Below are 12,266 nucleotides of genomic sequence, written 5' to 3'. Positions count from 1 at the left end.
TGCGGTGTAACTCTTGCTAGCTTGTCCCCTATTTCTGGGAATTTCTGAAGATTTATAAGCACTCACGACCAATCCATTAGCTCATTGCGGCTGCAGAGTAGCATGAATACGCCATCATTTCTGATCTTGCAGAAGGCAGTAAGATTTGAGGCAAGCACTGGGGTGTCGTGGTTATCTGGACCAAGGCCATCGCTAACCTCTGAGGCGGTGTACTGCCCCAATCCGGAGTTTGCCAACCATGACCAAGCGCAGAACCCACAGTCCCGAGTTCAAGGCCTGTTTGGCCATAGTGGCCATTTCCGATAGCAAGACCCTTCAAGAGATCGAGGCTCGCCATGCCCTCCGCCTAGTCTAGGTGAGCCAATGGAAAAGCAACTGCTTGAGGGTTCCGGCGATCTGTTCTGTAAAGGCAGAAGGAATAAGGAGAATGGAGATCTACTGAACAGAGATGCTGAGCTGCTTCAAGGAATCGGGAAACTCAAGATGGAGCTGGAATGATTTAAACAATGTGGAAGTTCTTCGACCGCCCATTAACTGCGTAGATTGCTTGATCTGATTCATCCTCAGCTCACGATCTGGCGTCAATGTGAGTTGCTGGGACTGGCGAAATCCACCCTTTACTAAGAGCTGGTTTCGGTTAGGCCCGAGGACCCCGGAATTATGGCCAGAATCGATGCCGGGTTCCTGGCAGACGCTGCTTCCGGCAGCCGATTCATGGTCGACTACCAGGCCGCAGATGGGATCTAGGTTGGGCGTGACCAGGTACGGCACCTCATGCGGTATGTGGGGTTACGGGCTCGGTACCCCAATTCCATGACCACAATTCCTGGCGATACGTCAGAACGTTTCCCGTGTCTTCTGGATCTGGAAAAGTTCAAGGCCTCGAATCAGGTCTGGGTAGCTGATATCACTTACATCCCCCTGCGGAAGGGGCTTCCTCTACCTGGTGGCCATCGTTAATCTGTACTCAAGGCACATTCTCACCGGGGAGCTTTCCAACAGCTTTGAAACGGAGTTTTGACTGTAGGTTCTGGAGATGGGCCTGGGAACTAGCCACAAGTCCAGTATCTCCCACTCCAATCAAGGTTGTCAATTAACTTCAACCGACGTACTGGGGCGGCTGCATTAAGTATAAAAATAGGATTAAATTGTCAGGCCGAAAGCATTGCCAATGCTTTGCAGAAGCATGTGGCCATGACAACATTATGGTGGAATGTCTGTGGCAATCGGTTAAATAGTAGAAGGAGTACATCAGAGCCTGTAAGGATGGCTGGAATGCGGAAGTCAGCCTGGCCCACGTATCCGTAAGATACTGCTATGTATGACCTTATTGCTCACTGGAAGCCAGAATTCTCTACGTGATTTATGTCAAAATAGCGCCTATCTCTCAGCGTTAAAAAATCACTGAGTCTGTATTGTTCCAGTAGAGGCCAACCACCACCCCTCACGGAAGGGCCACTAAAGTCCACGAGCATCTTTGTTTAGATACTCAGTCTGGACAAAATCATCAATGTATTTCCAAATATATTCTCGTCCATGAATAGATCTTGGATATTGCCTGAGATGGAATCCAAAATATTTATTTTTCCACGAAAATTCCTCAGGTGAAGGGAATTCAAAATTTTCTTCAAAAAGACTCTTACAGGATGAATAGCGTAAATAGTGGAAACGCAGAAATCTTGGCATCAAAGTGTCTATCATAGCTCTAAGCGTATAGAGGAGTGTCGATCTATTCAGGGATTGACTTTGGTGCCACAAAGGATCAAGAATCTCTAGGCTGATATTAGGTTGTTGGGCGTACTTTAAGAAAATACGTGACCCTGTATCCAAAGAAGCACCTATTGAGAATCAATTGTTAGTTTTGATTAAATCTTGCTTGACGATTTGAGATGTAAGTTTATCAATTCCCTTGCATAGCTTTAAAAAACCTGCAAATTGCTTCCAAAGAGCCCAGTCTGGAAGAAATTGACGATCAGTAAGCTTGCCATCTTCGTATTTTGGAGCAAAGTCCAAACTCTCTACCTTGGCAATATCAGTATCAATGAATAGACAGTGTGGGCACGGAAAGTCTCGATACTTTTTTATGTATTTTGGATGCCATGGAGCGCCAAAAAAAGCGAGACCGTGCTTATTCATGTGTAAAAGAACATGCAGTATTGCGTCATTCATTAAGATAAAGAAATCTGGATCTAATACGAGCATGTACCTTGTGTGAACATGCTCTAGGCAACTATTTAACCCAAAGCCATGATGGTAGCTATCCATGCCATATATATTTTTAGGTCTCGCCACGCATGGTAATTCGGTAAAATAAGTGTCAAGAAGTGGGCGACTGGACCTCTCCTCATCATAACGCGTATTATTGACAACCAGCCAAGTAATATCCACGCTAGAATTTAACTGTAATAGCAAGCGTTTATTGAGACCTAAAATAGCCTCTGTTTTATAATTTACTGTGCATATAGTTAAGCTGTAAGGTCTACTCGCCTTGCTCTTTTCTCTCATTGTCTTGTGCATTTTTTATTTTCGAAAGTTTGATGCTAGGCGAGATTGATTTTTTGGGCTATAATCGTCAATATAATCTGTTGTGGCATTGACCTAAGGTTAAGGTTGGACAGCCATGATCCGCGCAGAATATATTCGTGATGTAGCATCCCTAATCTATAGCATTGAATCCTTTATCTCTTACAGTAAAAGCTGGTTGTTGACGCAAAAACTTTACAAATAGTACCAAAATATAACTAAAGGGGTGAAAGTTGCCGAGCACCTTACCATTTTAATTGGTGAAGGTTAGCGATTGGAAAAAGCGACCATTCTAACTGCGGTAGCTTTCAGGAAAGTTGTCACTCCTTGCCGGCCACTCAGGCGGCCTGAGTCAAGGATAACGCCAGCATCGATTTTGGCTCTTCTGGCGGCTTGTTGATCCACACTTCTTCGGGTTGGCGCCAACAGCGGATGCTTCGGCTCCAGCGTGTTGGATTGGATCGGCGGGCCCTTTCGTAGACATCGGCTCGCTGCTGGCAAATGGCCATGGCGGCGCCACTGTGGCGCTGGTGGGGCGTGACGAATTTGATGCCGCTGTGGCGGTGCCGGTGGTTGTACCAGTCGGCAAATGCCGCTACCCACTCGCACGCCTCCGCTTTGCTGGCAAAAGGCCGATTGGGGTAGTCGGGCCGGTATTTGAGCGTTCGAAACAGGGATTCTGAGTAGGGGTTGTCGTTTGAGACCCTTGGCCTGGAAAAGGATCTGAGCACGCCCATCTCCTCCAGCCGTGATTCCAGCGTCGCCCCACGCATGGCGTTGCCGTTATCGGCATGGAGGATCAGCGGCGGCTGCTGGCACTGGTGGCTGCCAAAGCCGCTGGGGCGGCGGTAGCGCTCCTTGAGGCAGGCCCGCTGCACCAGATCAGCGGCGATTTCAGCCGATTCCACCTCAGCCACATCCCAGGCCACCACCTTGCGGCTCCAGACGTCGACCACCAGATAGAGGTACAGCCACACACCCCGCACCGTGGTGGGCAGATAGGTGATGTCCCACGACCACACCGCATTGGCTCGATCCGCCATCAGGCGCGGCATAGAGCGCGGTTCCTGGGGCAGCCGGGCACGCCCGCGGCGGTGGCACTGGCCAGCTTGGTGCAACACCCGATAGAAGCTGCTCTCTGAGCCAATGAACAGCCCCTGATCGGCCAGGGATGGCACGATCTGCCCCGGTGGCAGCGAGGCGTACTCGCGCTGGTTGCAGGTGTGCAGGATCCGCTGGCGCTCTTCTTCGCTGAGGCGGTGGGCCACATGCCGGCTGCTGCCCTTGCGGCCATCCACACCGCCCCCATCACCACCAAAAGCCTTACGCCAGCGTTTGAGGGTGCGCAGGCAGATACCGATCTCACGGCAGGCGCTCACCAGTCTGGCGCCAGTGGCATTCGCCTCGCCGATCAGCATGATCGCCTTCTGCCGGTGGGCGGCGCTGGTCAAGCGTCCGCGTCCTCCGAGAAGAAGGCTTCCCACTTTTTTCGCAGCACCAGCAATGCCGCCATCTCTGCCATGGCTGTTCGGCCTTTTCCTTGCGCTGCAGCTCCTTTTTGAGGGCTTTGATCTCCCGCTGATCCTGCGCACGGAGCTTCTCGAGCTCCTTCTGCTCGGCCATCGTCAGCACCGGCTTGGCGTTGGCATCTTGGGCTGACTGCCGCCAGCGGCTCACCTGCTCTGGGAACAGGCCCCGCTCGCGGCAGTAGGCGCTGAGCTCAGTGGCGTTGAGGCCTGCCGTCTCCAGCACCACCGTGAACTTGTCGGCAGCGCTCCAGCCCTCTGGTTCCTTCTCGGATGCTGGCACCACCTCTCCCTGCAACCGCCAGGTCTTTCTCCATTTGTAGAGGGTGATCACGTGGATGCCGAGCTCTTCTGAAATCCGGGCCACGCTCTGCCTGTGCGGCGGGCTCATCCGCCTCCTCACATCAGCCCTGACGGCTTCGCTGTATCCGCGCATTGGTCATGTCCTCAAGCCCCCAGGTGTATCGATTTGAGGGGTGACATCTTTCCTGAAACCGGGGGCTGTGAGGCTGTACTGGCTATGTTTAAACAACTGCTAGATGCATTTCATCTGTTGGTTTTCAAAGTTCAATTGTTAAGTGCTTTGGCTAATGATCCCTGAGTAGATCTTTTGTGTATACGAAACTACTCGCGCAAGACGGGATGGCTTCACTCTCTTGTTTCAAGAATCAAGATCATTGACAGCCTACATTTCAGCAAGTCATCAGACTTTTAAGAAATAATTTATGCAGAATTTGTTTGCATCTTAAAATACACTCGACACAGTCTTCTGCATTGTCATTGCTATCTTCTTAGCTTGGTTAAGTCTTTGGTTGAGTTGGGACTTTGCCCGTGAACGTAGACCAATCTTTGGTTTCTCGCAGATTTTCATGTCTATTAGAATTAGTTGTCGTTGCTCATCAAGTTCAGTATCCTGAAGCTTAGAGGAAACACCATGATAACTTGTAGGCAGATCTTGGATGGCATGCCGGAACCGTGTGTTCGGGATAAATAAGAATGAACAGAAATCTGGATAGATGGTCGTGACATGTTTAAAGTTTGCATAACATTCAGGCTTTACTGTTGTTATCACATCGAGACTGGCTTGTTGAAACTCTTTTCTGCCGGTAAAGTTATTTTCCCTTTCTTGGAGGCCATGCTCAGTAGACGGAGGCATACAAGAGTGATGACTCAGGCGATAGAGGCTTGTTCCACGCTTGCCGTGCCAAAGATAAATGATAAGAGCGCAAATTGTTTTAGGACAATCTGCGTGTGGACTTAAGTAATAACTTGACTCATCAACACACTTTCTAGCGTTTGTTGTAACATTGGCTTCATCTAAGTTGCATCCCAATGCGTTTTGCGAATTTTCAAGCATAAAGGCTTTCAACTCAGAGTTATCCTCTAGAAAAGTTAACAGCTTATTTGTTGCCTCTTTGTACTCGCTTCCTGAATTCTGCCTGCGTTTCCCTAGGCCGTATGCACAAAGCTCCCCACTAGATTGATCAATCGTGTTCCCGTCTAGCATGAAGTGGGCAGGTATGGAAATCCTGCCGACCATGTGACCATATGGGTAGTCGTACCATTCAGCTGATTCGATAAGTGAACCAGTATCGTCGAAGTTTGTCACGACTCAGGCTAGAACAAATGAGCTGAGAAGAATTTTATCACAGTGCATGAGGTGCGTGTTCGCTGTGGCCATAAAGAAGGGGCGTCCTAAATACTCTTCGTGAGCCAACCTTCAGCATTATCTACATCTACGCCGAGGGCTCTCTAGGTTCTCTCAGGTAGATCCGACTCATCAGGCGGTCGTGAAAGAAGCTCGAATTGTGATTGCTAGGGCATGCCGCCAAATGATTCAACACTCATTGGTAAATGTGTGAGTTTGTCTATGCCCGGAATGCGGATAAGCAGGGTTAAGCACTAAAATCTGATTTTATAGATGCCTTGCCCGCGCAATAGCGGGAGCAGCTCCTCAGGGCTTTGGGTACGACCAAAGCCCCAGAATGGATCAAGCAGGCTATACACGGCTCCTCTGGATTTGCTGGATGTCCCATCCGTAAGCAGCTCTCGAAGCGTGTTGCTCAGCCGTTGGCGCTCCTGCCATTCGAGAACCTCCTCCTCCGCCTTGTCGCCGGTGAGTGCGGTGACATCCTGATCGACCTCCACATCGACCCAGTGCAGCCGCTTGCCGAGGGCCACCCCGTAGCCCATGTGGGTTCCGAAGGCGTTGCTGGCCAGCCCATCGCTCAGCTCCAGCAGGGTGCGCAGCGCATCAAGGAACCAGGGGTTGGAGCGATGGCCGTTGCAGGCCACGATCCACTGCGGCGGCAACCCTTGCAACTCGGGATCCTTCCAATGGCGCAGCCAGATCACCGAGCGGTAGCCGCTGGCCTCGGCCCTGGTGCGCACCGCTTCGACGCAGCGCCCATGGTCCATGCGGCGCTCGACCTGATCCCAGCTGTGGGCCAGCACCACCAGGAGGGTGGGGCCGAGCTCATGCCGCAGACGGGCGATGGCGTCGCTGCTGAGCACGGGTCGTGCGTAGGCGATCCAGGGGCCGATGGCCATGGCCGGCAGGCCAAACCGCTCCGTCAGCCAGCGGGCCCGCAGGGGGCCCATGCAGAGGTAGCCCTTCGTCCATGGCTTGGGACTCTCGAATGTGGAGCCCTGGGCCACCTTGAGTCCGTGCTCCAGCAGAAAGGGCATCGGAGGGCCGATCAGGGGCAAGCCGGCCTGACGTTTGAGTTGTATGTCGTGGCCGTAGTGGTGGGAAGAGTTCTCCAGCTCCCGGCGCGCTGGGCTGAAGAAGTTCTTGCGTCCGGTTGACGACTGAAAGGCGCCCTGGTTCCAGAGGTCGGCGCTGACCTGTGGGGCGAAGGGGCGAGCGCTGTAGGCCTGGTGCACCAAGCCCCTGTAGGCGGCCAGGGCCATCCACTGGTCGCGGTCCAAACGGGCCACAGCTCCCAGGGGACCGAGCCGTCCAGCTCGCAACCAGTCACGCAACCGCAGGCGCAGGGCCTGGCCCATCGCTCGCGCCGGCTCAATCATTGCGCTCACGCCAGCCCTTCCCTGCCAGGGGAGTCCAGAGGCCGCGGGCCTGCAGGATCGCCTCGGCCAGCCCCCGCACGGCGCCATCCCCGCCCCGGCGGCTGAGAACCCAGTCGGCCTGGCGGCGCAGGGGAGCCACCGCATCGGCAGGAGCGATCAGGAGCCCCACCACGGGCCGTACCGCCAGATCGTTGAGATCGTCGCCGACGTAGGCCGTTTGCTCCGGGTTAACCCCGAGCTCCCTTTGCAGCGCGCCCAGGGCAGCGACTTTGTCCTTCACGCCGGTTACACAGTGGTGGATTCCGAGGTAGCGGGCCCGCTGTTTGGTGGCTCCGCTCTTGCCACCGCTCAGCAGGGCCACCTCCAGACCGGCTTGTTGCAGCAGCCGAATGCCCAGACCATCTCTGACATCGAAGCGCTTGATCACCTCACCGGATTCCGTGGTCCACAGCCCACCATCGGTGAGCACCCCATCCACATCCAGCACTAGCAACTTCAGCGTCCGCAAGCGCGGGTTGCAGCGCCATCGGCCCAGCAGGGACACACCACTGGGCCAAGCCCGCCAGGCGCTCACAGCACGGAGACGGCTTCACCCTGGCTGAGCAGGGGAGCCCTGATCGCCATCAGCTGCTCCAGCAGTGGCTCCAGGCGATGGAGGGGAACCATGTTCGGACCATCGCTGAGCGCCTTGTCGGGGTCGGGGTGCACCTCCAGGAAGAGCCCATCGACCCCCACGGCAACGGCCGCCCGCGCCAGGGGCGCCACGAATTCCCGCTGGCCGCCGCTGCTGCTGCCGCGTCCACCGGGCTGCTGCACCGAGTGGGTGGCATCGAAGATCACAGGACAGCCCAGGGCCTTCAGCTGCGGCAGGCTGCGGTAATCCACCACCAGGGTGTTGTAGCCGAAGCTGGAACCCCGCTCGGTGAGCCAGAGGTTCTCCACGCCAGCCTCCCGCAGCTTGGTCACCACCTGGGCCATGTCCCAGGGGGCGAGGAACTGGCCTTTTTTCACGTTGATCACTTTGCCTGTGCCCTCCACCGCCTTGGCCGCGGCCAGGAGCAGGTCGGTCTGGCGGCAGAGGAAGGCAGGAATCTGGAGAACGTCGACCACGGCGGCCACCGGCGCGGCCTGCTGGCTCTCATGGATGTCGGTCAGCACTGGCAGGCCGAAGCGGCGCTTCACCTCCGCCAACACCTCAAGACCCTCTTCCACCCCCGGTCCGCGGAAGGTGCCGCCGGAGCTGCGGTTGGCCTTGTCGAAGCTGGCCTTGAACACGTAGGTGATGCCCAATCGATCGGTGATCGCCTTCACCCGTTCCGCCACCGAGAGCACCAGTTCGGGGCTTTCGATCACACAGGGGCCGGCGATCAGGGTGAAGCTCATGGGATCAGCTGACGAGTTTGCGTTCGAGCGAGGCCAGATCCCGGAACGTGTCCGATCGGTTCTGCAGCTCCTCGAACGTACCGGAGGCCTTGATCCTGCCGGCCTCGAATTCATAGATGCGATCGCAGCGCATCACCGTGCTGAGGCGGTGAGCGATCACCACCGTGGTGCAGCGACGCCCCACCATTTCCAGGGCTTCGATCACGTCGTTCTCGGTGCGGTTGTCGAGCGCGCTCGTGGCTTCGTCGAGGAGCAGGAAGCGGGCGCGTCGATAGAAGGCACGGGCCAGGGCCAAGCGTTGACGCTGACCTCCGGAGAGCTGGAGACCGTTTTCACCGACAGGGGTATGCAGTCCGTAGGGCATCTCGCTGACGAATTCCGCCAGCTGGGCGGCATCAAGGGCATCCCAGACCTCATCGAAGCCGATGGCGACTTCAGGCAAACCGAAGGCCACATTTTCCAGAACGCTCGCATCCAGCAGGTTGATGAATTGGGGCACCTGGGCGCAGCTCGCCTGCCAGGCCGGGACATCCAGATCGTTGACGGGGATGCCGTCCAGTTCCAGGCGGCCCTGCTGGGGGGTGAGCAGACCGAGCAACAGGTGGGCGGTGGTGGTCTTGCCGCTGCCGGTCGACCCCACCAGCGCAATGCGGGAGCCCACCGGAATCGAGAGCGTGACCCCTTTCAGCACAGGATCCTGGCTCCCTGGGTAGCTGTACCAGATGTCGTTGAGGCGGATGGTGCGGTTAGGGAAGATGCCCTCGGGCGTAGGGACGCCGGGGGTCCGCAAGGTGGGTCTGGACTGGGGCAGGTCGAGATACTCGAGGGTCTTCTCGATCACAGGCAGCCCTGCTCGCAACTGGGTGAGGGCGGAGAAGAAATCCTGCAGGGGTGGGGTGAGCCTCAGGGCGACCACGGCCATCGTGGCGAGGAAGGGAACGATGTGAACGATCTGGCTGCGATCGCCGCTGAGCAGAGCCGGCACGGCCCCGACGGCGAAAATCAGGGTGATGCCGAAGGGCTCGATCAGCATCCGTGGCATGACCGGCAGCAACTCTGAGGCCCAGGAGAGCTGCTTGGCCTTCTCACCGGTGGAGACGAAGGCATCGCGGAAATAGGGCTCCGAACCGGTCAGCCGGATGTCGCGGATCGATCCCAGGGACTCGGCGAGGATGTGGGCCGATCGGGTTTCCAGCCTCAGTTTCTGTTTGGAGGCGTGACGCAGGTAGGGGGTGATCAGGAGCGAGAGGATCAGGTAGGCGGCCACCAGGCAACTGATCAGAACCACCGCCAGCCAGCGCCCCACCACCAACACGCCCAGGGATAGCAGCAGGATCGAAAACACACTCCCCACCATCCGCAGCAGCGGATTGACAACGGAATTGGAGGTTTTCTTGATATGGCTCAGCAGCAGGGTGGAGAGCTTGGAGGTGCTCCTGCTGAGGTGGAACTCATAGCCCTGGGCCAGCACCCTGGAGTGGATCAGATTGCAGAGATCGATCCAGATTCGAGCCGTCAGTCGTTGCTGGCAGAACTGAAGTCCGAGCTTGCTGAGGGAGCCCACCCAGGACAGAGCGATCAGCAGCACGATCAACCAGAGGCTCTGGTCGATCGCATTGCCGCCAAACACCTTCACGCCCGGGACGGTGTCCTTGAGATCACTGCCGACGAGGGACCCCATCAAACGGGCGACCATCGCCACGGTGGCCAGGTCGATCAGGCCAGGGACGATCGAGAGCGGCACCAGCACCAGCAGCGCCCGGAACCGTTCCGCTGGAAGGTAGGCGAGCAAGCGGCGCAGCTGCTTCACCGTCCTGCTGCTGAACTTGATGGGCGGGCGGGGCATCAATCGGAGCGAAGATCCCAGCGGAGCAGGGTCAATCTTGTTTAAACGGTATGTGACCCGTTCCGCCGCAGCTGAGTTCCTTGGCCAGCCCTGCAAGCGCACCTACTCCATTGGAAGCGGGCCATACACTCGCGCCACTGCTGGGGTAGGGCTGGAATGTCGGCACTGACGCGCTGTCTTGAGGAGGAGGCGGCCGCGATTGCGGCGGCGGCCGAGCGCCTGGACAGCGCCCAGGTGGATGCGGCGCTGATGCTGCTCGATCGCTGCGCCGACCAACGTTCCAAGTTGGTGATCACCGGCGTGGGCAAGAGCGGCATCGTGGCCCGCAAGATCGCCGCCACCTTCTCCTCGATCGGGCTGATGGCCCTCTATCTCAACCCCTTGGACGCGTTGCATGGTGATCTCGGGGTGGTGGCACCCGAGGACGTGGCCCTGTTGCTCTCCAACAGTGGTGAGACCCAGGAGCTGATCGAGATCGTGCCCCATCTGCGCCGGCGCGGCACCGCCCGGATCGCCTTGGTGGGCCGGATCGACTCCAGCCTGGCGCGGGGCTGTGACGTGGTGCTCGACGGTTCGGTGGATCGGGAGGTCTGTCCGCTGAATCTGGCCCCCACCGCCAGCACCGCCGTGGCCATGGCAGTCGGCGATGCCCTGGCGGCGGTCTGGATGGAGCGGCGGGGCATCTCGCCGGCGGATTTCGCCCTCAACCACCCGGCCGGCGCCCTTGGCAAGCAGCTCACCTTGACGGTTGCCGACCTGATGGTGCCCGCCGAGCGCCTTCATCCCCTCGATGAGGCGGACAGCCTCCAGGCGGTGATCTCCCAGCTCACCAGCGATGGGGTGGGGGCCTGCTGGGTGCGCAAGCCCGGAGTGGGGGAACGGCTGTCGGGGCTGATCACGGATGGGGATCTGCGGCGGGCCCTGGAGCACCACCCCCCCATGGCCTGGGCCCAGCTGTGCGCCGCCGAGCTGATGACGGCCGATCCGATCACCGTGGGCCCCGAACTGCTGGCGGTGGAAGCGCTCGAGCGGATGGAGCGCAACCGACGCAAACCCATCGGGGTGCTTCCCGTGCTGGCGGACCAGGGGCCGATGCTGGGCCTGTTGCGCCTGCATGACCTGGTCCAGGCGGGGCTTGGTCCTTCCGGCCGTTGAGCGTTCAGGCCCCGCGCGCGAGCACGCGGGCCTGCTCCAGCTGTTCCTCGGTGTCGACCGAGAGGAAGTCCCCGTCCACGGGAAAGGTCCCCAAGGTGATGCCGGCTTCGATCAGCCTCAACTGCTCGAGTTTCTCGGTGTGCTCCAGCGGCGAGTGGGGCAACTGGCCCCAGCGGGCCAGCACGTCGCCCCGGTAGCCGTAGAGGCCCACATGGCCCCAGTAGGGGGCGTGATCGTGCCAGCGGTCGGGCTCCTCACCGCGCACGTGGGGCAGGGCCGAGCGCGAGAAGTAGAGGGCACGGCCGTCGGCTGCCAGCAGCGTTTTCACCACATTGGGGTTGTGCACCTTCTCGGGCCCCATCCGGTAGACTGGGGTGAGCACCTCCGGTGTGGGATGGCGCTGCTCGAATTCCTCGGCCATGGCGTCGATCACATCCGGGTCGATGAACGGCTGATCCCCCTGCACATTGATGATCACCGTCTGAGTTGGGTCACTCCCACCTGCGAGCGCCACCAGCTGGTCCACCACCGAGGCGAGGCGATCGCTGCCGGAGCTGCAGGCCGGGCTGGTCATCAGAACCTGGAAGCCCCAGTCCCCTGCGGCCTGCCGGAGCCGGTCGCTGTCGGTGCAGAGCACCACGGCTGCCGGGCGACGGGCGGCGCGGCAGCACTCCAGCACCCGTTGCAGCATCGGCCGACCGCCGATGTCGGCCATCACCTTGTTCGGCAGCCTGGAGGATTCGAGCCGGGCCGGCACCGCCACCACGCATTGCATCGGGCTGTTCAGCCAGTTCGGGCCGGAG

At 58.1% G+C, this 12,266-nt stretch carries 10 protein-coding genes; 1 reads left to right on the top strand and 9 read right to left on the bottom strand.

The window, feature by feature from the left end; translation table 11 throughout:
- Positions 1-1,848: 1,848 nt before the first annotated feature.
- From KBZ13_RS09465 to KBZ13_RS09430, 8 genes are all read right to left on the bottom strand, one after another.
- Positions 1,849-2,517: a hypothetical protein gene (locus tag KBZ13_RS09465; protein ID WP_255008571.1), complete on the bottom strand. Its 669-nt coding sequence runs from the start codon at positions 2,515-2,517 to the stop codon at positions 1,849-1,851.
- A gap of 344 nt (positions 2,518-2,861) precedes the next feature.
- Positions 2,862-3,974 carry an IS3 family transposase gene (locus KBZ13_RS09460; RefSeq protein WP_255008569.1) on the bottom strand — a complete coding sequence of 371 codons (1,113 nt, stop codon included), beginning with the start codon at positions 3,972-3,974 and terminating at the stop codon, positions 2,862-2,864.
- Complete coding sequence (locus KBZ13_RS09455; RefSeq protein ID WP_409995635.1) at positions 3,886-4,383, bottom strand: hypothetical protein; 498 nt, start codon at positions 4,381-4,383, stop codon at positions 3,886-3,888. Before KBZ13_RS09455 ends, KBZ13_RS09460 begins: the two co-directional genes overlap by 89 nt.
- A 411-nt stretch (positions 4,384-4,794) precedes the next feature.
- Positions 4,795-5,658 carry a hypothetical protein gene (locus KBZ13_RS09450; protein ID WP_255008565.1) on the bottom strand — a complete coding sequence of 288 codons (864 nt, stop codon included), beginning with the start codon at positions 5,656-5,658 and terminating at the stop codon, positions 4,795-4,797.
- A gap of 293 nt (positions 5,659-5,951) precedes the next feature.
- Positions 5,952-7,079, bottom strand: a complete 1,128-nt coding sequence (locus tag KBZ13_RS09445) for a hypothetical protein (RefSeq protein ID WP_255008740.1) — start codon at positions 7,077-7,079, stop codon at positions 5,952-5,954.
- The gene (locus tag KBZ13_RS09440) at positions 7,072-7,587 is read right to left on the bottom strand and encodes a KdsC family phosphatase (RefSeq protein ID WP_255008563.1); all 516 of its coding nucleotides are present in this window, start codon (positions 7,585-7,587) and stop codon (positions 7,072-7,074) included. The genes KBZ13_RS09445 and KBZ13_RS09440 overlap by 8 nt, the downstream gene beginning before the upstream one ends.
- 62 nt (positions 7,588-7,649) lie before the next feature.
- The gene (gene kdsA, locus KBZ13_RS09435) at positions 7,650-8,462 is read right to left on the bottom strand and encodes a 3-deoxy-8-phosphooctulonate synthase (protein WP_255008562.1); all 813 of its coding nucleotides are present in this window, start codon (positions 8,460-8,462) and stop codon (positions 7,650-7,652) included.
- Positions 8,463-8,466: 4 nt separating this feature from the next.
- Positions 8,467-10,308 carry an ABC transporter ATP-binding protein gene (locus KBZ13_RS09430; protein ID WP_255008560.1) on the bottom strand — a complete coding sequence of 614 codons (1,842 nt, stop codon included), beginning with the start codon at positions 10,306-10,308 and terminating at the stop codon, positions 8,467-8,469.
- Between the two features lie 156 nt (positions 10,309-10,464).
- Here KBZ13_RS09430 and KBZ13_RS09425 point away from each other — a divergent pair, with 156 nt between their 5' ends.
- Positions 10,465-11,463, top strand: a complete 999-nt coding sequence (locus KBZ13_RS09425; protein ID WP_255008558.1) for an SIS domain-containing protein — start codon at positions 10,465-10,467, stop codon at positions 11,461-11,463.
- 4 nt (positions 11,464-11,467) lie between these two features.
- Here the strand turns inward: KBZ13_RS09425 and kdsB are convergent, their stop codons facing one another.
- Complete coding sequence (gene kdsB, locus KBZ13_RS09420; RefSeq protein ID WP_255008556.1) at positions 11,468-12,238, bottom strand: 3-deoxy-manno-octulosonate cytidylyltransferase; 771 nt, start codon at positions 12,236-12,238, stop codon at positions 11,468-11,470.
- Between the last annotated feature and the right edge of the window lie 28 nt (positions 12,239-12,266).

Source organism: Cyanobium sp. ATX 6F1 (assembly GCF_024346315.1).
Classification (GTDB): domain Bacteria; phylum Cyanobacteriota; class Cyanobacteriia; order PCC-6307; family Cyanobiaceae; genus ATX-6F1.
Note: the sequence above shows the minus strand (reverse complement) of the source record. Positions and strands in the feature narration are given on the sequence as shown.